The 20,699-nt window shown below is 62.5% G+C and carries 22 protein-coding genes and 1 pseudogene; 10 read left to right on the top strand and 13 right to left on the bottom strand.

Translation table 11 applies throughout. The features are described from left to right. Window positions 1-85: 85 nt before the first annotated feature. The gene (gstA, locus tag DK261_RS04370) at window positions 86-688 is read left to right on the top strand and encodes a glutathione transferase GstA (protein WP_009050383.1); all 603 of its coding nucleotides are present in this window, start codon (window positions 86-88) and stop codon (window positions 686-688) included. A gap of 111 nt (window positions 689-799) precedes the next feature. Here gstA and DK261_RS33455 read toward each other — a convergent pair. Beyond that, a pseudogene (locus tag DK261_RS33455) lies at window positions 800-907 on the bottom strand (fatty acid desaturase); the annotation flags it as partial. Window positions 908-1,272: 365 nt separating this feature from the next. Here DK261_RS33455 and DK261_RS04360 point away from each other — a divergent pair. Together DK261_RS04360 and DK261_RS04355 are read left to right on the top strand one after the other, a co-directional pair. Next, on the top strand, window positions 1,273-1,710 hold the full coding sequence (locus DK261_RS04360) for a GNAT family N-acetyltransferase (protein WP_016703865.1): 438 nt from the start codon (window positions 1,273-1,275) through the stop codon (window positions 1,708-1,710). Between the two features lie 60 nt (window positions 1,711-1,770). Next, on the top strand, window positions 1,771-2,589 hold the full coding sequence (locus tag DK261_RS04355) for a class I SAM-dependent methyltransferase (protein WP_110175329.1): 819 nt from the start codon (window positions 1,771-1,773) through the stop codon (window positions 2,587-2,589). A 43-nt stretch (window positions 2,590-2,632) separates the two neighbouring features. On the opposite strand, the gene def is transcribed toward DK261_RS04355, so the two are convergent. The 3 genes from def to DK261_RS04340 all read right to left on the bottom strand — a co-directional run bounded on the left by def (window position 2,633) and on the right by DK261_RS04340 (window position 4,486). After that, window positions 2,633-3,172, bottom strand: a complete 540-nt coding sequence (gene def / locus DK261_RS04350; RefSeq protein WP_009050388.1) for a peptide deformylase — start codon at window positions 3,170-3,172, stop codon at window positions 2,633-2,635. Window positions 3,173-3,174: 2 nt separating this feature from the next. After that, on the bottom strand, window positions 3,175-4,122 hold the full coding sequence (locus tag DK261_RS04345) for a YihY/virulence factor BrkB family protein (protein WP_007925094.1): 948 nt from the start codon (window positions 4,120-4,122) through the stop codon (window positions 3,175-3,177). 172 nt (window positions 4,123-4,294) lie between these two features. Continuing rightward, window positions 4,295-4,486, bottom strand: a complete 192-nt coding sequence (locus DK261_RS04340; RefSeq protein ID WP_009050389.1) for a CsbD family protein — start codon at window positions 4,484-4,486, stop codon at window positions 4,295-4,297. Window positions 4,487-4,697: 211 nt separating this feature from the next. Between DK261_RS04340 and DK261_RS04335 the strand changes: the two genes are divergently transcribed. Next, window positions 4,698-5,075, top strand: a complete 378-nt coding sequence (locus tag DK261_RS04335; protein WP_009050390.1) for a hypothetical protein — start codon at window positions 4,698-4,700, stop codon at window positions 5,073-5,075. 161 nt (window positions 5,076-5,236) lie between these two features. On the opposite strand, the gene fadD1 is transcribed toward DK261_RS04335, so the two are convergent. Continuing rightward, on the bottom strand, window positions 5,237-6,925 hold the full coding sequence (gene fadD1, locus DK261_RS04330) for a long-chain-fatty-acid--CoA ligase FadD1 (RefSeq protein WP_009050391.1): 1,689 nt from the start codon (window positions 6,923-6,925) through the stop codon (window positions 5,237-5,239). A 390-nt stretch (window positions 6,926-7,315) separates the two neighbouring features. After that, window positions 7,316-9,004, bottom strand: coding sequence for a long-chain-fatty-acid--CoA ligase FadD2 (gene fadD2, locus DK261_RS04325; RefSeq protein ID WP_110175328.1), 1,689 nt, complete (start codon window positions 9,002-9,004; stop codon window positions 7,316-7,318). A gap of 211 nt (window positions 9,005-9,215) precedes the next feature. Here fadD2 and DK261_RS04320 point away from each other — a divergent pair, with 211 nt between their 5' ends. Both DK261_RS04320 and DK261_RS04315 read left to right on the top strand, forming a co-directional pair. After that, entirely contained in the window at window positions 9,216-10,160 is a 945-nt protein-coding gene (locus tag DK261_RS04320; RefSeq protein ID WP_016703862.1) for an alpha/beta hydrolase, read from the top strand. 52 nt (window positions 10,161-10,212) lie between these two features. After that, a complete protein-coding gene (locus DK261_RS04315) occupies window positions 10,213-10,683 on the top strand; it encodes a MaoC family dehydratase (protein WP_009050394.1) in 471 nt (156 codons plus the stop codon). Window positions 10,684-10,850: 167 nt separating this feature from the next. On the opposite strand, the gene DK261_RS04310 is transcribed toward DK261_RS04315, so the two are convergent. The 4 genes from DK261_RS04310 to DK261_RS04295 all read right to left on the bottom strand — a co-directional run bounded on the left by DK261_RS04310 (window position 10,851) and on the right by DK261_RS04295 (window position 14,530). Then, entirely contained in the window at window positions 10,851-11,714 is an 864-nt protein-coding gene (locus tag DK261_RS04310) for an HlyD family secretion protein (protein ID WP_016703861.1), read from the bottom strand. A gap of 10 nt (window positions 11,715-11,724) precedes the next feature. Then, window positions 11,725-11,931 carry a DUF1656 domain-containing protein gene (locus DK261_RS04305; protein ID WP_023966774.1) on the bottom strand — a complete coding sequence of 69 codons (207 nt, stop codon included), beginning with the start codon at window positions 11,929-11,931 and terminating at the stop codon, window positions 11,725-11,727. After that, entirely contained in the window at window positions 11,918-13,906 is a 1,989-nt protein-coding gene (locus DK261_RS04300; RefSeq protein WP_110175327.1) for an FUSC family protein, read from the bottom strand. Before DK261_RS04300 ends, DK261_RS04305 begins: the two co-directional genes overlap by 14 nt. A gap of 156 nt (window positions 13,907-14,062) precedes the next feature. Continuing rightward, complete coding sequence (locus DK261_RS04295) at window positions 14,063-14,530, bottom strand: PA2169 family four-helix-bundle protein (protein ID WP_016703860.1); 468 nt, start codon at window positions 14,528-14,530, stop codon at window positions 14,063-14,065. A gap of 205 nt (window positions 14,531-14,735) precedes the next feature. On the opposite strand from DK261_RS04295, the gene DK261_RS04290 reads away from it, so the two are divergent. Both DK261_RS04290 and DK261_RS04285 read left to right on the top strand, forming a co-directional pair. Then, window positions 14,736-14,972 (top strand): DUF3820 family protein, encoded by a 237-nt coding sequence (locus DK261_RS04290; protein WP_007925076.1) that lies wholly within the window; start codon window positions 14,736-14,738, stop codon window positions 14,970-14,972. Window positions 14,973-14,982: 10 nt separating this feature from the next. Then, entirely contained in the window at window positions 14,983-16,170 is a 1,188-nt protein-coding gene (locus tag DK261_RS04285; RefSeq protein ID WP_110175326.1) for an aminotransferase class V-fold PLP-dependent enzyme, read from the top strand. 287 nt (window positions 16,171-16,457) lie between these two features. On the opposite strand, the gene DK261_RS04280 is transcribed toward DK261_RS04285, so the two are convergent. The 3 genes from DK261_RS04280 to zwf are packed head-to-tail and all read right to left on the bottom strand — an operon-like array spanning window position 16,458 to window position 19,310. After that, window positions 16,458-17,123, bottom strand: coding sequence for a bifunctional 4-hydroxy-2-oxoglutarate aldolase/2-dehydro-3-deoxy-phosphogluconate aldolase (locus DK261_RS04280; RefSeq protein ID WP_023966782.1), 666 nt, complete (start codon window positions 17,121-17,123; stop codon window positions 16,458-16,460). 17 nt (window positions 17,124-17,140) lie between these two features. After that, window positions 17,141-17,854, bottom strand: coding sequence for a 6-phosphogluconolactonase (gene pgl, locus DK261_RS04275; protein ID WP_110175325.1), 714 nt, complete (start codon window positions 17,852-17,854; stop codon window positions 17,141-17,143). Beyond that, window positions 17,841-19,310, bottom strand: coding sequence for a glucose-6-phosphate dehydrogenase (gene zwf, locus DK261_RS04270; RefSeq protein WP_009050401.1), 1,470 nt, complete (start codon window positions 19,308-19,310; stop codon window positions 17,841-17,843). Before zwf ends, pgl begins: the two co-directional genes overlap by 14 nt. A 209-nt stretch (window positions 19,311-19,519) precedes the next feature. Here zwf and DK261_RS04265 point away from each other — a divergent pair, with 209 nt between their 5' ends. Both DK261_RS04265 and DK261_RS04260 read left to right on the top strand, forming a co-directional pair. After that, a complete protein-coding gene (locus DK261_RS04265; protein WP_169914959.1) occupies window positions 19,520-20,380 on the top strand; it encodes a MurR/RpiR family transcriptional regulator in 861 nt (286 codons plus the stop codon). 25 nt (window positions 20,381-20,405) lie between these two features. Then, a complete protein-coding gene (locus DK261_RS04260; protein WP_063432756.1) occupies window positions 20,406-20,654 on the top strand; it encodes a hypothetical protein in 249 nt (82 codons plus the stop codon). The last annotated feature ends 45 nt before the right edge of the window (window positions 20,655-20,699 follow it).

The raw sequence follows: 20,699 nt of genomic DNA, 5'->3' as shown, positions 1-20,699 counted from the left end.
TCCTTATGGGATTTTTCTGAAAGATTAATTTTACTGAGAACAGCGCGGACTATGACACTGATCTCCCCCCTTTGGAGAGCCCTCGATGAACCTGTATTTCTCGCCCAACGCCTGCTCGCTGGCCCCGCATATCGTGCTGCGCGAACTGGCCCTGCCGTTCAACCTGGTGCGGGTCGACAACCGCAACAAGACCACGGCCGACGGCGCCGACTTCCTGGCGATCAATCCCAAGGGGTATGTGGCGGCGCTGGAACTGGAGGACGGCCAGGTGCTGACCGAAGGACCGGCGATCCTGCAATACCTGGCCGACCTCAAGCCGCAAGCAGGCCTGGCGCCGGCCAACGGCAGCTGGCAACGGGTACGGCTGCAGGAGATGCTCAACTTCGTCTCCAGCGAGATCCATGGCAGCCTCGGCTGGCTGTTCAACCCCGAGTTTCCCGAAGCGACCCAGGCGCTGATCCGGCAAAAACTGTTCAAGCGCCTGGCGTTGCTGGACCGCACGCTGCAGCAGCACAGCTACCTGCTGGGCGAAGCCTTCGGCATCGCCGACGCCTACCTGTTCACCGTGCTGCGCTGGACCGCCGGCTTTGCCATCGACCTGGAACAGTGGCCGGCGCTGGCCCGCTTCCAGGCACGCATCGCCCAGCGCGAAGCGGTGCAAGCGGCGCTGGCGGCCGAAGCGGCGTAAGGATCGAAGCAGAGATGCCGCAGCAACCTCTGCCTTATCCCGCTCGCAGCAATCCCGATAGGATCGCGACGAGTAAAAACAGGATGGTCCTGGCAAATCTTGATGCTCCCGGTGCAGGTTGAGAGGCAACAGCCAGGTGGGCCATTCGGTGCGGGCGGTGAAGGTCTGGCGCAGGGTGTCGATTTGTTCGCGATGCAGCGGATCGAAGTAATGGGCCATGGCGCTACTCAGGACAGGGGCTGGCCGAAGGGCGAACCTTCGGCGTCTTGCTGTTCTGTGCAACGAGAAGGGGAAACTTGCAGATCGATGGGTTATTTACTTAGAAGCAAAAAACAGGAAGCCCGCGGGGCGGGCTTCCTGGGAGGGTCAATGACCGAAAATATTGTGTTCGGTCTTCTTGGCTTTCTTGTCCGCACGCTTTTCATCGGCGGTCCGGCTGGGTTTTTTCTTCGCCGTCTTTTTGGCATTCATACCTTTGGACATGATGCACACTCCACTCGCAGGGGATCGTTCATCAGGTATACACCTATCCCGAGCGCTCCGTACTTTTATAATCCACCGCCCCGGCCCACCTGCGAAATCCCATGCCCGACACCGAATACCTGCTGCTTGCCGACACCCTGCGACCGCTGCTGAACAAGTTCTATCGCGCCCACAATTCGCCGATGCGCGCCGCCGGCGAAGGGCAATCCTGGGTGGCGAAACGCGGAGCGATCATTGCCGGGCTGAGCCTCACGCCCATAGCTCAGGGCCACTGGCTGACCGGGCTGTTCGTCGACCCGGCCCATCGCGGCCAGGGCATTGCCGCAATGCTGGTCGAACGGGCACGCGCGCAGCTGCCGGGGCCGCTGTGGCTGTTCTGTCACCCGGACCTGCAAGCCCTGTACGAACGTATGGGCTTTGCCACGGCCCCCGCCCTGCCTCAGGCCCTGGCGGATCGCCTGGAGCGTTATCGCAGGAGCAAGAGCCTGATCGCCATGGGCATAGATCCTTTGGTTAGGTCGACCAGCGATAATGTGTGATCGCGGGCCCGGGAGCGCGTGCTAGCCTCGGCGGCAAACCGGCCTCCATCAGGATGATCCATGAAACCGACGCTTCTGGCTGTCTCCCTCAGTGCCCTGCTGCTACCCGTATTGACCCATGCCGCCGACGCCGCGGTCTCGCCCCAGCAATACGCCAAGGTCCTGGCCGGCGACTGGCGAGCGCCGCAGAACAGTGCCCGCGACCGTTATCGCCATCCGCAGCAGACCCTGCAGTTCTTCGGCCTCAAGGCCGACCAGAAGCTGATCGAGATCACTCCCGGTGGCGGCTGGTACAGCGAGCTCCTCGCGCCACTGCTCAAGGACCACGGGCAGTACATCGCCGCCCTCCAGGCCCCGTCCAGCGGCGAGTATTTCCAGAAATCTGCGGACAGCCTGAAGCAGAAATTCAGCGCCGACCCGGCCCGCTATGCCAAGGCCCGGTTCGTCGAGTTCGACCCCAAGGCGCCGGTGCTCGGCCCGGCCGGTTCGGCTGACGCCGTGCTGACCTTTCGCAACGTACATAACTGGGTGCTGGCCGACACCGCGCCGGCGATGTTCCAGGCGTACTTCAAGGTGCTGAAACCGGGGGGCGTGCTGGGCGTGGTGGACCATCGCGCCAAGGACGGCGCCTCCCTGGAAGACATCAAGCACAGCGGCTACCTGACCACCGCCTACGTGGTGAAACTGGCGACCGACGCCGGGTTTGCGCTGGAGGGGCAAAGCGAGATCAACGCCAACCCGCAAGACACCAAGGACTACGCCCAAGGCGTCTGGACCCTGCCGCCAGCGCTCAAGCTGGGGGACGAGGACAAGGCCAAGTACCTGGCGATCGGCGAGTCGGACCGGATGACGCTGCGCTTCGTCAAGCCGGCGAAATAACCGCGCGGATCGCAGACTGCGGGCAGGCTGCGATCCTTATCCTTCAATCGTCGGCGTGGGGATCGAGGTCGGGGAACATCACCTCGGTAAAACCGAACTTGCTGAAGTCGCTGATCCGCGACGGGTACAGGCGGCCGATCAGGTGATCGCATTCATGCTGCACCACCCGCGCATGGAAACCCGAGGCGATCCGCACGATCGGCTCGCCCTTGGGGTCGACGCCTTCGTAGCGAATGTGCTGATAGCGCTCGACCGCGCCCCGCAGCCCCGGCACCGACAGGCAGCCTTCCCAGCCCTCTTCCAGCACCGGGCTCAAGGGCGTGATCAGCGGGTTGATCAGGATGGTCTGCGGCACGGCCTCGGCTTGCGGGTAACGCTCGCTGTGCTCGAAACCGAAGATCACCAGTTGCAGGTCGACGCCGATCTGCGGCGCGGCCAGGCCGACCCCGCCGACGCTTTCCATGGTCTGGAACATGTCATCGATCAGTTGCCACAACTCGGGGCTGTCGAACATCTCGGGCGGCACCGGTGGCGCGATGCGCAGCAGGCGCTCGTCGCCCATTTTGAGGATTTCACGGATCATGATCAGACTTCGTCAGTGGTCGGCTTGAGCGAGTGGTCCCGGCCCAGTCCCGATACGTGTTGTTTGGGTTCGTCGTGCTCGCCGGGAACCCTTTCTCCAGGGTTCTTGCCGTCGGACGACATGTGCTCGATCGCCGCATTCATCTCGGCCCCCAGCAACAGCACCGCCGAGGAAATATAGAAGTACAGCAGCAGGACGATGATCGCCCCGATACTGCCATACATGGCGTTGTAGTTGGCAAAGGTCTTCACGTAGAACGCGAAGCCCAACGAGGCGATGATCCACACCACCACCGCCAGCACCGAGCCTGGAGTGATGAAGCGGAACTCCTGCTTCACGTCGGGCATCACGTAGTAGATCAGCGCCACGGCGACCATCATCAGGATCACGATCACCGGCCAGCGCAGGATGGTCCAGACGGTGACGATGAAATCTTCCAGGCCGACCTGCGCGGCGATCCAGCCCATCACCTGCGGCCCGAGCACCATCAGGGCCGCGGCCGCCAGGAGCATGCCGGCGATGCCGATGGTGTAGAAAATCGACAGCGGAAAACGTTTCCACAACGGGCGCTTCTCGACCACGTCATAAGCGGCGTTCATCGCGCTCATCATCAGCCGCACGCCGGCCGAGGCGGTATACAGGGCAATCACGATACCCACCGACAGCAGGCCGCCCTTGGACTGCTGCAACTGGTCGATCACCGGGTTGACCTGCTCCAGCGCCTGGGGCGGCAACACCAGTTCCGATTGCAGGCGCAACCAGGAGAAGAAGTCCGGCAGGTGCAGGAAACCGATCAAGGCGATCAGGAACAGAATGAAGGGGAACAACGAAAACAGCATCTGATAGGCCAGTGCCGAAGCATAGGTCGACATTTCATCGTCGATGAACTCAGTGACCGTGCGCACCAGCACACGATGCAGGGGCAGGCCTTTCAAATTCGGCAAGAACATAGCGTCTCCTTTCGCCGCAAGCATTCAGGGTCGGTGGCGACTCAGGGGCCGTTTTGTACAACAAACTAGCCTAGTTTGGCGATTTTGAACCGTTTCGTCTCATTTGGTGCCATGGCCGATGTAAAAACGGCCATCCGCGGATGGCCGTCATGGTGCAGTGCGAGCCGGTGAATCAGGCCTTGTCGATGGTCTTTTTCAGCGCATCCTTGGCCTTGCCGAGGGCTTGCTGCGCTTCACCTTTCTTTTCCTGAATCTTGCCTTCGGTTTCCAACCGATCGTTATCGGTCGCTTTGCCGACACCTTGCTTGATATTGCCAACGGCCTCGTTGGCCAGGCCTTTTGCCTTGTCCGCTGTGCTGCCCATGGTATTTCTCCGTAGAACAATCGAGGGTTTGGGGTCCTGCCCTGAGGTTGACCCGAGGCCGTCGCGCGGAGTTTCAATTATTTTCAGCGGGGTATTTCATCGCCTTATTTGCCCGCTGCACGCAGGTTGCGCTTTATGTTTGGCGACCAACCCACGAGAATGCGCAACGTATTCAGGCGCTGCGCTGAAGATCCAATCCCGTAGGAATGTTATGAAACTCGATAAAAAGCTGGCCATCGCCCGCCGGAACCAGGAACTGGGCGGTGCGGTGCTGGGCGTCAACAACTGCCACTTCGCGGAACTGAGCCGCAGCCGGAATATCTGGTGGTTCGATCTGCCGGTCAGCCGCCTGGCCATCGGGCAGTACGAATGGGTCCACCTGCTGCTGTACACCCCGAACACCGACCAGTTGCTGCACCTGAAGGTGCCGACGGTGTTCCTGCGGGAAAAGCTCGAAGGCCTGGTGGTCCGCAACGCCGGCAAGCGCAAGGCGGCCCTGAGCCTGGAGCTGAGCGCCGACAAGGACTCCTTCCTCAAGGACGTACGCCCCGCCGGCACCGGCGTGAACTTCGCGCAGTTCCAGCAGTGATCCACCTGTAGCCGCTGCCGCGGGCTGCGCAAGGTCCGCAGGACCTCCCGCGCCGGCAAAAACGACGCCCTCTGCGAGGTCGATCGCAGCCTTCGGCAGCGGCTACACAAGCGCCCAACAAAAAGCCCCGCGAATGCGGGGCTTTTTGTTTGCCTGGCGTTTTACTTCTTCACGCCCAGCTTCTTCAGCTCTTCGTCGCGCAGTTCGCGACGCAGGATCTTGCCGACGTTGGTGGTCGGCAGCGCATCGCGGAACTCGACGGCCTTGGGCACCTTGTAGCCGGTGACGTTGGCGCGCATGTGCTCCATCACCTGTTCCTTGGTCAGGGTCACGCCCGGCTTGGCGACGATGAAGATCTTGATCGACTCGCCCGACTTCTCGTCCGGCACGCCGATCGCCGCGCACTGCAACACGCCCGGCAGGGCCGTCAGCACGTCTTCCAGTTCGTTCGGATACACGTTGAAGCCGGAGACCAGGATCATGTCTTTCTTGCGATCGACAATGCGGATATAGCCATCGGGCTGGATCAACGCGATATCGCCGGTCTTCAGCCAGCCGTCGCTCATCACTTCATCGGTAGCGTCCTGGCGCTGCCAGTAGCCCTTCATCACCTGCGGGCCCTTGACGCACAGCTCGCCGACTTCGCCCAGGGGCAGCTCGTTGCCGGCATCGTCGACGATCCGGCACAGGGTCGACGGCACCGGGATGCCGATGGTGCCGATCTGGATATTCTGGCCCGGGTTGACGGTGGCCACCGGACTTGTCTCGGTCATGCCGTAACCTTCGCAGATCGGGCAACCGGTCACCTCCTTCCACCGCTCGGCCGCCGCCAGTTGCAGCGCCATGCCGCCGGACAGGGTGACTTTCAGCGCCGAGAAATCCAGCTTGCGGAAGGCTTCGTTGTTGCACAGGGCGACGAACAGGGTGTTGAGGCCGACGAAGCCGCTGAACTTCCACTTCGACAGTTCCTTGACCATCGCCGGCAGGTCGCGCGGGTTGCTGATCAGGATGTTGTGGTTGCCGCTCAGCATCATCGCCATGCAATGAAAGGTGAAGGCATAGATGTGGTACAGCGGCAGCGGGGTGATCAGGATCTCGCAACCCTCATTGAGGTTGGAGGCCATCAGCGCCCGGCATTGCAGCATGTTCGCCACCAGGTTGCGGTGGGTCAGCATCGCGCCCTTGGCCACGCCGGTGGTGCCGCCGGTGTATTGCAGCACGGCCACATCGCTGCTGGCCGGGTTGGCGTCCTTGACCGGCTGGCCATGGCCCTGGCTCAGCACGTCGTTGAACTTGACGGCCTTGGGCAGGTGATAGGCCGGCACCATCTTCTTCACGTACTTGATGACGCTGTTGATCAGCAGGCGCTTGAGCGGTGGCAGCAGGTCCGCCACTTCGGTGACGATCACATGCTTGACGCTGGTCTTGGGCACCACGGCTTCGGCCAGGTGCGCCATGTTGGCCAGGCACACCAGGGCCTTGGCGCCGGAGTCGTTGAACTGGTGTTCCATTTCCCGCGCGGTGTACAGCGGGTTGGTGTTGACCACGATCAGGCCGGCGCGGATGGCGCCGAATACTGCGACCGGGTACTGCAGCACGTTGGGCAGTTGCACGGCGATTCGATCGCCGGGTTGCAAATCGGTATGCTGTTGCAGGTACGCGGCAAAAGCACCGGACAGTTCGTACAGCTCACCGTAGGTGAGTGTCTTGCCGAGGTTGCTAAAGGCCGGTTTGTCGGCAAAACGTTGGCAGGACTGCTTCAACACCGCCTGAATATTCGGATACTCGTCTGGATTGATATCGGCAGCAATCCCAGCTGGGTACTTATCCTTCCAAAAGTCTTGGATCATGGAAGCCCACTCCTCAGCAACGCGAATTCGTCAGCGCACTTGATGCGATTATTATTTGTGTGTGTTTTTTATTGATGTCTATTGTTGGTGAGTCTGGCTGTCTACATAGGCCGAGAAGTCACAAAGCGCGCCGAGAGTAGCAGCTTTGCCAAAGGCCGCCTAGAGCCAAAATCGGCCTAAACAGTCACTTTAGTGACTCAAGAATATTAAATAGTCATTTTTAGAGTAAAAATTCTATACAACCATGCAGGGCTCTGGAACGGGCTTTTGCGCCCCCCAAAAAGCATCGCGAGCAAGCTTCGCTCCTACAGAAACCCTGGGTTCCGGTAAAAGCGAGGCTTGCTCGCGACGGTCGCGCCCTGGCGCGGGACTGTTACATCCGGTGAAACATCAGGCGATGTCGCGCAGCTCCCGACGCAGGATCTTGCCTACCGGCGTCATCGGCAACGACTCACGCAACACGATGTGCTTCGGCACCTTGTAGCCAGTGAAGTTTTCCTTGCAGTAGGCCTTCAGCTCTTCGAGGCTGACCCCCGACTCGCGGGCCACCACGAACAGCTTCACCGCCTCCCCCGAACGCTCGTCCGGCACACCGATCACCGCACAGTTGGCGACTTTCGGATGGGCCATCACCACGTCCTCGATTTCGTTGGGGTACACGTTGAAACCCGAGACGATGATCATGTCCTTCTTGCGATCGACGATGCGCACGAAGCCATCCGGATCGATCACTGCGATATCGCCGGACTTGAACCAGCCCTCGGCATCCAGCACCTCCTCGGTGGCTTCCGGCTTCTGCCAGTAGCCCTTCATGATCTGCGGCCCCTTGATGCACAGCTCGCCGCGCTCACCCAGCGGCTGCTCGACGCCCTGGTCATCAATGACCTTGAGGGTCGTGCCCGGCACCGGCAGTCCCACCGTGCCCAGGCGCGACTGGTCGCCGTAAGGGTTGGTGCAGGCCACGGGCGAGGTTTCGGTCAGGCCGTAGCCTTCGGTGATGCGGCAGCCGGTCAACTGTGCCCAGCGCTCGGCGGTGGCCTTGACCAGCGCCGTGCCCCCGGAGTTGGTGAGCTTGAGATTGGAGAAGTCGAGGGTCTTGAACTCGGGATGATCCATCAGCGCCATGAACAGCGTGTTCAGCCCCAGCAGCGCCGAGAAGCGCCACTTTTTCAGCTCCTTGATGAAACCGCCGATGTCCCGCGGGTTGGTGATCAGCACGTTGTGGTTGCCGGTGACCATCATGCACATGCAGTTCGCGGTGAAGGCATAGATGTGGTACAGCGGCAGCGGCGCGATCATCACCTCCTGGCCCTCGCGCAGCAGCGGGTGGCCGTCCGGCCCCAGTTGCCCGAGGCAGGCACGGGCCTGCTGCATGTTGGCCACCAGGTTGCCGTGGGTCAGCATCGCGCCCTTGGCCAGCCCCGTGGTGCCGCCGGTGTATTGCAGCACGGCGACGTCGTCCAGGCGGGCGTTCAAAGGCTTGATCGGCTGGCCACGGCCCAGGCGCAACGCGCTCTTGAAGGAAACGGCCTGGGGCAAGCGATAGGCCGGCACCATCTTCTTGACCTTGTCGACCAGGGTATTGACCAGCCAGCCCTTGGCGGACGGCATCAGGTCGCCCATCTTCGCCTCGATCAGGAACTGGATGTCGGTCTCGGGCAGCACCTCCTCGACCTTCTGCCCGAACAGGTTCATGTACACCAGGGCCCGCGCCCCGGAATCCTTGAACTGGTGGCGCATTTCCCGGGTGGTGTACAGCGGGTTGGTGTTGACCACGATCAGCCCGGCGCGCAGGGCGCCGAACACGGCGATCGGGTAATGCAGGACGTTGGGCATCTGCACCGCGATGCGATCGCCCGGCACCAGGTCGGTGCTGCTCTGCAGATAACCGGCAAAGGCCGCGCTGTAGCGCTCCAGCTCGGCGTAGGTCAGGGTCACGCCCATGTTGCTGAAGGCCGGGCGGTCGGCGAATTTCTTGCAGGAACGCTCGAACACCTCGATCACCGACTTATAGGCACCCAGGTCGATATCGACGGGCACTCCGGCCGGGCGTTTGTCATTCCAGAAATCAGGCTGCATTGTTCTTGTCCTCTTTACCTGAGCTGTCCGGACCGCTTCTCTGACGCTACGAAAGGCGGGGCTCTGCGGACGTTAGCAGCTATGGCGAATAGGGCAAATACGGGCGGCGGCGTCATTGACAACGTGAATCTTGCCGCCATGGCGCGCGCAGATCGGACGGGGCCGCGACGATGAGCTATACAATGCAACGACCCCGTGCAAAGGAATCGCCATGATCCACCACTCTTTCTGGCTGACCGCGAGCGACCACAGCCAGCTCTACGTGAACCAGTGGCTCCCGGCGGCCCCGCTCAAGGCCGTGATCCTGCTGGCCCACGGCATGGCCGAACACAGCGGGCGCTACGCCAGGCTGGCTGAGGCGCTGTGCAATGAAGGCTACGGCGTCTATGCGCTGGACCTGCGCGGCCATGGCAAGACCGCCGAGCACGGGGTACTCGGGCACTTCGCCGACGATGACGGCTGGTGCAAGGTGGTCGGCGACCTGGCCAGCCTCAACCAGCACATCGGCCAGCAGCACCCGGGAACCCCGATCGTGCTGCTGGGCCACAGCATGGGCAGCTACATCGCCCAGGCCTACCTGCTGCACCACAGCGCCAGCCTGTACGGGGCCATCCTCAGCGGCTCGAATTTCCAGCCGGTGGCGCTGTACCGCGCCGCCCGCCAGATCGCCCGCTTCGAACGCTGGCGCCAGGGCGCCCTGGGCCGCAGCGCGTTGATCGAATGGCTGTCCTTCGGCTCGTTCAACAAAGCCTTCAAGCCCAACCGCACGGCCTTCGACTGGCTCAGCCGCGACCCCGACGAAGTCGACAAATACGCCCAGGACCCGCTCTGCGGCTTTCGCTGCAGCAATCAGCTGTGGATCGACCTGCTGGGCGGCCTGCAGCAAATCAGCAAGGCCTCCAACCTGGCCCAGATCGATCCGGGCCTGCCATTGCTGATACTGGGCGGAGAATGTGATCCGGTGAGCAATGGCATACGTCTGAAGGATCTGGCCGGTGCTTTGCGCGAGGCCGGCAGCCAGTGCCTGCAGCTCAATATCTACCCGCAGGCGCGGCACGAACTATTCAATGAAAGCAACCGCGACGAAGTGACGGCCGATGTACTGGCCTGGCTCGACCAGGCCCTGCAGCATCGCCGACCGCCGAAGACTGAATGACCCTGTTTCCAATCAATACGCCAATCAACGCTCAGCACAGGACTTGAGAGAGATGACCCAAGTTACCAACACCCCGTACGAAGCCCTCGAAGTCGGCCAGACCGCCAGCTACAGCAAGCACGTGGAAGAGCGTGACATCCAACTGTTCGCCGCCATGTCCGGCGACCACAACCCGGTGCACCTGGACGCCGAATTCGCTGCCGCCAGCATGTTCAAGGAGCGTATCGCCCACGGCATGTTCAGCGGTGCGCTGATCAGCGCCGCGGTGGCCTGCGAGCTGCCTGGGCCGGGCACCATCTATATCGGCCAGAAGATGAGCTTCCAGAAGCCGGTGAAGATCGGCGACACCCTGACCGTGCGCCTGGAGATCCTCGAAAAACTGCCGAAGTTCCGTGTGCGTATCGCCACCCGTGTGTTCAACCAGCGCGATGAGCTGGTGGTGGACGGCGAAGCCGAAATCCTCGCCCCGCGCAAACAACAGACCGTTACCCTGCCGACCTTGCCGGCCATCAATATCGGCTAAGCCGCCCTGTAGCCGCTGGCGCAGCCTGCGATCGATTGCGTAGCAATCGCAAAATCAGCCACTGCGTTTCCCGGGCAGATCCGGGACTCGAGGCTTGCGATTGCTACGTCGGAGTGCCGCCCAAACCGATCGCAGCCTCGCAGGCTCGGCAGCGGCTACAGGCGGGATTAGCGACTCCCCTCCTCCACCTGCACGCTCGCCGTCATCCCGGCGCTCAGGTTGACGCCTTCGGGCACCTTGTCGAGCCTGATGCGCACCGGAATCCGCTGCGCCAGGCGCACCCAGTTGAACGTCGGCTCCACCTCGGCCAGCAATTGCCCGTCCGGCGTGGCGTTGCGGTCGGTGATGCCGCGGCTGATGCTTTCCACATGCCCCTGCAAGGCTTCCCCTGCGCTCATCAGCCACACCTTGACCGGGTCGCCGACCTTGATCCGCGGCAGTTTGGTTTCCTCGAAATAGGCCTGCACGTAGAAGGTCGAATCGTCGATCAGCGCCATCACCGATTGCCCGGCATTCACATAGTTGCCTTCGGCCAGGCGCAGGTTGGTGATGTGCCCGCTGCGCGGCGCGCGGACCTGGCTGCGCGCCAGGTTGAGTTCGGCGACCTTGGCGTCGGCCTGGGCCTGGCGCAGCTCGCCACGGGCCACCCCGGCATTGATCTGCGCGTTTTCCCGCAGTTCGGCGCTGATCGCCTGCGGGCCGAGGCTGGCCCGGCGGCTGGCTTCGCGCTCTTTCAGGTTGAGTTGCTGCTGGCGGGTCTGCACCACTGCCTGGGCCTTTTCCAGCGCCGCCTCGAAGCGATCGCGGTCGATGCTCAGCAACAGGTCGCCGGCCTTCACCGCCTGGTTGTCATGAGCCTTGAGCTCACGCACCCAGCCCGAGACGTCGGGGGCGACTATCACCACGTCGGCGCGAATCCGCGCATCCCGGGTCCAGGGCGTGAGCATGTAGTACTGCCACAGGTGAAAGCCGGCAAACAGCGCCGCCGCCACCAGGCACAGGGTAAAAGCGATACGTACGGAAGCACGCATGAACAACTCCTTATAAAGGTCCGAGTACGACAGTGACCAACGTCAGGACACAGACGTACAAGGCCACATCGAACAGTGCTTCGTGCCAGATCCAGCGTCCCAGCGGCGTTGCGCGCAACAGCATGCGCAACGCCCCGGTCAACACCAGTGCCAGCACCACATAAATCAGAAACGGGCTGAGCAATACTCCGCCCAGCGACCACTCACGCAGCCCCATGGTTTTCCTCCTGCTGCCGGCACCAGGTGCGCCAGCTCTTCTGCAACTGCACCACCGCGCCCTGGGCCAGCTTCAATGCATCGCTGGGCGGTTGGCTGTCCAGGGCCTCGAGCAAGGCGGTGCTGGCGTCGGCCAGCGCGTCGCCACGACCGGCGCCCGGCCCGCGCTCCAGCACTTGCTCCAGATACTCGAAATAACGTCGCTGCGAAGCATCCGCGGGCACCTGGGCCACCGCCAGGCTCAAGCGCAGGTGCATCAGTTCGTCGCCGATATCCAGGCCCAGCAGGCCATCGTCCCAGCGGCTGCGCGCCTGCTCCGGCAATTCCGGGTAATGCCGCGCCAGTTGCAGCAGGCGATCGGCCATGCGCCCGCCGAACCAGCTTTCCGCGCCGCGCAGGTTGCGCCGGGTCAGGCGCACCAGATCCTGCAGGGTCGCCGCCAACAGGCGCCGCCCATGCCAGGCCGGGTCGCGCAGGATCAGCAGCTGAAACGCCAGCACCGCGGCGCCCACGCCGAGCACCATCGCCTGGGCGCTGTTGAAGAAGTTCGCGACGTCGAACGTCATCTGGTTCTGCGGCGAAATCAGCACCACGAAGTGCAGGCAGAACGAGGTGGCCGTGGCGCCGATCTGGGGTTTGGCCATGCCCAGCGCGCCGAAAAACAGCGGCACGCCCATGGCCATCGCCAGCAAGGCAAAACTGCTCCACTGCGGCAGCAGGATCTGCCCGACCACGAAGGCCACCGGGATCGCCAGGAAGATGCCGCGCATGAAACTCATGCCGATCTGCGCACCGTTTTCCCGACTGGCGAACAGGCCGCACACCACACAGGTCAGCAGCATCGCCCCCGAGGCCGCCGGCCAGGCGGTGGCCAGCCAGAAGCAGGCCACAGTGAGGAAGGCCAGGGCACTGCGCGCGCCAAACAACAGCGCCAGCGACAGATCGCGATGGGGGCTCAGGGTCGCCGGCTGCTCGACCGGCGCCGTGCCCTCCTCCACCGCCTGCAGCGCCGCGCCGGCGGCCAGGGCGGTATCCAGCAACAGGGTGAAGCGGGCCAGGCAATAGCTTTGCGCCGAGCTGATGGCCGCGTCGTGGGAAGCGTCCAGCAACTGCGGCCGCAACGCCTGCAAGGTCGGCTTGTCCATGGCCGCCAGGGCCTGCTGCACCTGTTCCATCCAGGGTGCCAGCTGGTCCGCCTCGGCCTGGTCCAATTGTTTCCATTGCCGGCGCACCGAACGGGAGATCCGCAGCAGCATCAGCAGCTTCTGGCTCAAGGCGCTGATCGCCCGCGCCCGTTGCCGGCCCAGCGGGCCTTCGAACCAGGCATGTTCGCGCTGCGAGTCCACGGCGACAATGCGCCCGAGGATTTCCAGCAGCCCCTTGCGCGCCTGGGCATCACCGGCCAGGGTCGCCCGCGCCGCTTGCATGCCGCTTTGCCAGGCGCTGCGCGCCTGGGCGGTCAACTGCCGCTCGACCCGCATCGGCCAGAGCAAGGCACTGCTGGCGGTGGCGCAGATAATGCCCAGGGAAATTTCCGTACAACGCGCCACGGCCTGGTCGAATATCGACAACGGGTGGGAGATCGCCGGCAAGGCGATGATCGCCACGGTGTAGCCGGCCAGCACGAACGAATAGGACCAGGCGCTGCGCAACAGGGTCGAACTGGCGGTGCACAGCCCCAGCCACAGCGCCAGGGCCAGCAGGAACAGCCAGGGCGTCTGGGCGAACAGCCCCATGAACAGCACCGACATGCAGGTGCCCACCAACGTCCCCACCAGCCGTGCCATGCCCTTTTGCAGGACCATCCCGGACAGCGGCTGGGCGACGATGATCGCCGTCATCAGCGCCCAGGACGGCTGCTGCAGCCCCCAGCGCATGGCCAGCCACAGCGCCAGGCCGGCGCCGAGCACGGTCTTGATCGCGAACTGCACGGCCGGGAGATTGGGGGCGAACAGCGCCTGCAAAGTGATACGCACGGAAAGAACCCTGGGAAGGACAAAACAACGATAGATGTACTGAAGCGAGAAATGACACCCGCAAATTATTAGCTAGCTAACTATCAGTCGTCCAGTATTAATTTTCAGGCATAAAAAAACGCCAGACAGGCTGGCGTTTTTGACAGGTTTGACCCGTTATGAACGGGCACGGGCCTGGTTGCGCAGGGCTTTGACCTGATCGTGGTTGCGCTGTACGCCATGGTACTGACGCTCCACCAGGTCGCGGATGCCGACCAGGTTGTGTTTGCTGATTTTCTCCAGCGCGTTTTTGTAGGCTTTCAGCGCATGGTCTTCACCGCGCTCGGCCTCGTTGAGCACCGCTTCTTCATCCTTGCCGGTCACCAGGGACTTGAGGTCGACCCAACGGCGGTGCAGGTCGCCACTGATGCTGGTGGAGGTTTCCGGATCGCCGCCCAACGAACGTACGCTGGCCTGCAATTCGGCCGCGGCGGTGGCGCAATCGGCGGAGCGCTTGACGAACAGCGCTTTCAACTCAGGATGCTTGATGTCTTCTGCGCAGGTCTTGAACCCCTCCTGACCGTCCTTACTGGTTTCGATCAGGTCGTTGAGGATCGAAATCGCTTCTTTGTTGATGCCAGTCATTTTCCATTCCTTCCAGGTTGAGGGAGTTGTGATAGGTGTTGCACCCTGCGTGCCAGCCCTGGAATGAAAATTTTTCCATTACTTTTCAAAAAGTTAAGTTTTTTACCGCTTTCTGTATCCGCGTTATTTGCATGATCTGTCATTTGGCCTGCATGCAGAATGCCTGTATTTTCCAAGGTGTTCGTCACCTCTACAGACAGCCGCCATGAATCCCGAAAAACTTGAACTTCTGGTCACCCGCGAAATGCCCTACGGCAAGTACAAGGGCCGCATCCTCGCCGACCTGCCCGGCCCCTACCTGAACTGGTTCGCCCGCGAAGGTTTTCCCCACGGCGAGCTGGGCGGCCTGTTGGCATTGATGCAAGAAATCGATCACAACGGTCTTTCCGATCTACTGGACCCGCTGCGCGCCAAACACGGCAAACCCAAACCCCGTCATTAAGAAGCCCGCCATGCCCAGCAATGCCCAACTCGCCCGCGACGAAGATTACTGGCTGACCATTGCCCAGCGCTATGACGTCGAACCCGGGCCGATCAACCTGGAAAACGGCTATTTCGGGCGCATGAGCCGCGCCGTGGTCGAGGAATACCAGCGCCAGATCGACTTCGTGAACCGCAGCAACTCGGTGCATGTGCGCCAGCATTTCGAACAGATCGGCAATTTGCAGATTCGACAGCAATTGGCCGAACTGCTCGGCGTCGACCGCCTGGCCATCGCCCTCACCCGCAGTGCTTCAGAGGCATTGCAGTCGCTGATCCGCAACTACAACCGCCTGCAGCCGGGCGACCAGGTGCTGTTCAGCGACCTGGAATACGACAGCGTCAAGGGCGCCATGCGCTGGCTGGCGCGCCATCGCGGGGTCGAGGTCATCGAAATCGAGCATGCCCACCCGGCGAGTTTCGACAGCCTGCTGGCCAGCTACCGCGAGGCCTTCGAGCGCTACCCAAGGCTGAAGCTGATGGCCCTGACCCACGTCACCCACCGCACCGGGCTGGTGCTGCCAGTCCAGGCCATTGCCCTGGAGGCCCGCGAACGGGGAATCGACGTCATCCTCGACGGCGCCCACGCCCTGGCCCAGGTCGATTTCCAGCTCAGCGAACTCGGCGTGGCGTTCGCCGGCTACAACCTGCAGAAATGGATTGGCGCACCGCTGAGCCTGGGGTTTGTCTACATCGACCCGCAACGCCTGGCCGATATCGACCCGGACATGGGCGAGCAACGTTATGCCCTGGACGATATCCGCTCACGGGCGCCTTATGGCACGCCGAACATCCCGGCCTGGCTGACCTTGCCCCGGGTGTTCGAGGAACACCGCAGCATGGGCGGCTCGGCCCTCAAGGGCGCGCGCCTGAATTACCTGCGCGACCTGTGGGTGAGCCAGGTGCGCGAGCTGCCCGGGATTGAAGTCATGACCCCGGACGATCCACGGCTGTATTGCGGCATCACCTCGTTTCGCTTCACCCGCCAGCCGGACCAGCAGGCGATGGCCGAACGGCTGCTTCAGGAATACAACCTGTTCACCGTGGCGCGCAGCGGTTCGCGTTGCGGGCCCTGTATCCGCGTGACTCCGGGCTTTACCACGCCAGCCTCGGATATCCAGCTGCTGGTCGAGGCATTGACTGAACTGGCGGCCCAGTAACCTGTAGCCGCTGCCGCAGGCTGCGACAGGTCCGAAGGACCTTCTGCGATCCTGAGAACGCTACGGCCTTTCGGCCGATCGCAGCCTGCGGCAGCGGCTACAGACAGTGGCGACCATTCAGATCGCGTTGTCCGCCCCGGCGTCATCGCGCGCAAGCTGCGCTCCTACAGAAGACCCGGCAATAGCCAGGCAACTTTTCTCCAGGCAAAAAAAAACGGTGCACCGACCAAGCGCACCGTAAAGCCGTAGAACACACCAACGAATCTTTGAAAAAAGCAGGAAACCTGTCAGTCCAGCAGCGCCAGGGCCTCGGCCGTGCACTCCTGGATCCGCGCCCAGTCGCCGTTCTTGATCCACTCGGGATCGAGCATCCAGCTACCGCCGACGCACATCACGTTCTTCAACGCCATGTAGCTCTTGATATTGGCCGGGCCGACACCGCCGGTCGGGCAGAACTTCACCTCGCCGAACGGGCCGCCCAGGGCCTTGATCGCGGCCACGCCGCCACTGACTTCCGCCGGGAACAGCTTGAAGCGGCGATAGCCCAGGCTGTAACCCTCCATGATCCCGGAGGCATTGCTGATCCCCGGCAACAGCGGGATCGGGCTGGCGACGCTGGCTTCCAGCAGGTCACGGGTAATGCCCGGGGTGACGATGAACTGCGAACCGGCGGCTTCGGCGGCGGCCAGCATCTGCCGATCGAGCACGGTGCCGGCGCCGGTCACCAACTCCGGACGCTGCTCGCGCAGGATCTGGATGGCCTTGAGGCCGAACTGCGAACGCAGGGTCACTTCCAGCGCGGTCAGGCCACCGGCGGCCAGGGCGTCGGCCAGGGGCAGCACGTCCTGTTCGCGGGCGATGGTGATCACCGGCAGAATCCGCGCCTTGGCGCAGAGGCTGTCGATCAGGGCAACTTTGTCCGCCATGGAAACGGTCGGTTGTGGGTTTGTCATAGCGGCTGATCCTTGGCTCATGGGCACCAGTAAATCTCTAACGGAGGTTGCAGGAAGGCACGAATCGGCATCGCGGCGACATCGTCACCGGCCAGTGCGGCACTCAGGGTGGTCAATTTGGATTGACCGGAAATCGACAGCACGCTGTAGGTGGCCGAAGCCAGCAAGGCGCGGCTCATGCTCAGGCGCTGATGCGGCACGCTCGGCGCCAGCATCGGCCAGCAGCGCCGCTGACCGTCGGCCTGCAGGGCTTCGCCCAGGTTCGGGCTGTTGGGGAACAGCGAGGCGGTATGACCGTCGTCGCCCATGCCCAGGATCAGCACATCGATGGCCGACAACTCGGCCAGCAGACGATCGGCTTGCTCCGCGGCCTGCTCAAGGTTCGCCGCGGCGTTGTACAGGCTGAGGAACTTCGCCTTGGCCGCCGCCCCTTGCAGCAGGTAGCGCTTGAGCAGGCCGGCGTTGCTGTCGGCATGCTCCACCGGTACCCAGCGCTCGTCCGCCAGGGTAACCAGGACCTTGGACCAGTCCAGGTGCTGCTTGGCCAGGTGCTGGAAAAACGCCACTGGGCTGCGCCCGCCGGACACCACCAGGGTGGCTTCGCCGCGAACCTGGATCGCCTGGCTCAGTTGCCCGGCCACCTTCAGCGCCAGGCCTTCGGCCAACAGCGCCGGGCTATGGAACTCGTGGGCGTGTACGCCCGCGGGCAGTTTCAATTTAGATATCGCCATACCACGACCTCCCGTCCCGCGTGATCAGTGCGATGGAGCTCATCGGCCCCCACGACCCGGCCGCATACGGCTTGGGCGCATCGCCGGATTTCTTCCACCCGGCGATCAGCTGGTCACACCATTTCCACGCGGCTTCGATTTCATCTTTGCGGACAAACAGGTTCTGATTGCCACGCATCACTTCCAGCAACAACCGCTCGTAGGCATCGGGAATCCGCGCGCTGCGATAGGTATCGGAAAAATTCAGCTGCAACGGGCCGCTGCGCAGTTGCATGCCCTTGTCCAGGCCTTGTTCCTTGGTCATCACCCGCAGGGAGATACCTTCGTCCGGCTGCAGGCGGATGATCAGCTTGTTGCTGATCTGCAGGCGCTGCTCGGGGGCGAAGATGTAGTGCGACGGCTCCTTGAAGTGGATGACGATCTGCGACAGCTTCTGCGGCATGCGCTTGCCGGTACGCAGGTAGAACGGCACCCCGGCCCAACGCCAGTTGCGGATGTCGGCCCGCAGGGCAACGAAGGTTTCGGTGTCGCTCTGGGTGTTGGAATTCTCTTCCTCCAGGTACCCCGGCACGGCCTTGCCTTCGCTGTGCCCGGCGATGTACTGGCCACGCACCACCTGGGTGGTCAGGCCTTCCGGGCTGATCGGCGCCAGGGCCTTGAGCACCTTGACCTTCTCGTCACGGATGCTGTCGGCCGAGAGGTCGGCGGGCGGGTCCATGGCAATCAGGCAGAGCAGTTGCAGCAGGTGGTTCTGGATCATGTCCCGCAGCTGGCCGGCCTTGTCGAAGTAGCCCCAGCGGCCTTCGATCCCGACCTTCTCGGCCACGGTGATTTCCACATGGGAGATGTAGTTCTGGTTCCACTGGGTCTCGAACAGGCTGTTGGCGAAACGCAGGGCGATCAGGTTCTGCACCGTCTCCTTGCCCAGGTAGTGGTCGATGCGATAGATGCGGTTCTCCGGGAAGAACTGCGCCACCGCGTCGTTGACCTTGCGCGACGATTCCAGGTCCGAACCGATGGGCTTTTCCAGCACCACGCGGGTGTTTTCGGCCAGTCCGGCCTTCGACAGGTTCTCGCAGATCGCCCCGTACACCGCCGCCGGCGTGGCGAAATAGGCGATCAGGCGTTGCTCGCGCCCGGCCAGCTCGGCCAGGGCCAGGTAATCCTCGGCCTTGAGGAAGTCGACGTGCAGGTAGGTCAGGCGCGCCAGGAAGCGCTCCAGCACTGCCGCGTCGATCTCCTTGGCACCTACATACTTGCGCAATTGCGCTTCAATGAAAGACAGGTGCTGCTGATCGCTGCCCGGCTCGCGGGCCAGGGCCAGAATGCGCGTGTCGTCATGCAGCAGGCCGGCGCCATCGAGCTGGTACAGGGCAGGAAACAATTTGCGAAGCGCCAGATCGCCCAGCGCGCCGAACAAGGCGAAGGTGCACGGTTCAACCGTTATCGAAGGCATGATGTTTGTTCTTTTATCAAGTTAAGCTACAAATACCTTTTTTCAAGGCATCACTCAAGGGAAAATGTAGTAATAACCACAACATTTTAGCAAAATACAGATTCGAAGTGGTGGTCCGTCGGAGCCATCAGTAGGATAGGCCACCGCCAAAGACCGGTTAAGACCGGCTTCCTTTGCATTGCCGAACCAGGAAAACCCTAATGGACCGCGTGCGAAATCTTCTGGAACAGATCCAGAATCGCCTTGAAGAATTGAACAAGGCGGAACGTAAAGTCGCCGAAGTCATCCTGCTCAACCCACAGCAGGCGACCCGCTTCAGTATTGCCGCCCTCGCCCAGGCCGCTTCGGTCAGCGAGCCGACGGTCAACCGTTTCTGCCGCTCGTTCGGTGTCAGCGGCTACCCCGAACTCAAGCTGCAACTGGCCCAGAGCCTGGCCAGCGGCGCGGCCTACGTCAGCCGCGCAGTGGAAGCCGACGACAACCCCGAAGCCTACACCCAGAAAATCTTCGGCAGCGCCATCGCCTCGCTGGACAGCGCCTGCCAGGCCCTGGACCCGAACCTGATCAGCCGCGCCGTCGACCTGTTGATCCAGGCCCGGCAGATCCACTTCTTCGGCCTCGGCGCCTCGGCCCCGGTAGCCCTCGATGCCCAGCACAAGTTCTTCCGCTTCAACCTGGCGGTGACCGCCCACGCCGATGTGCTGATGCAGCGGATGATCGCCTCGGTGGCGCACACCGGCGAGCTGTTCGTGATCATCTCCTACACCGGGCGCACCCGCGAGCTGGTGGAAGTGGCGCGCATCGCCCGGGAAAACGGCGCCTCGGTACTCGGCCTGACCGCCGCCGGTTCGCCATTGGCCAAGGCCAGCACCCTGAGCCTGAACATCCCGCTGCCGGAAGACACCGACATCTACATGCCGATGACCTCGCGGATCATCCAGCTCACCGTGCTCGACGTCCTCGCCACCGGCATGACCCTGCGCCGCGGCGTGGACTTCCAGCCGCACCTGCGCAAGATCAAGGAAAGCCTCAACGCCAGCCGCTATCCGGTTGGCGACGAGTACAACTGAAAGGAAGTTGCAAGGAGGGCTGATATTGAACGAAACAGAACGCAAGATTTATGCGGCACATGAAAAGCACGCCTGGACACTTGCTTTTTTGGTTTTTGGCGCATTCGCAGTGCTGGTGTATTGGCTTGACGGCTGGCTACACGCCCAGCGAGGTAGCTGGGCAGAATTCGCTTACTTCATCCTCTACATCGTCTCGTTCTTCGCAATCTTCGGCCTGTCTACTGTAAAGGACTGGTTCCTTTATCGTCTGATCAAGCCGAGGGACAAGCAATGAAGCAGAAACCTAGCGGCTTCTACACTGCCAGCCCCTGTAGGAGCG

This window comes from Pseudomonas sp. RW409 (genome assembly GCF_003184125.1).
Taxonomy (GTDB): Bacteria; Pseudomonadota; Gammaproteobacteria; order Pseudomonadales; family Pseudomonadaceae; genus Aquipseudomonas; species Aquipseudomonas chlororaphis_I.
Note: the sequence above shows the minus strand (reverse complement) of the source record. Positions and strands in the feature narration are given on the sequence as shown.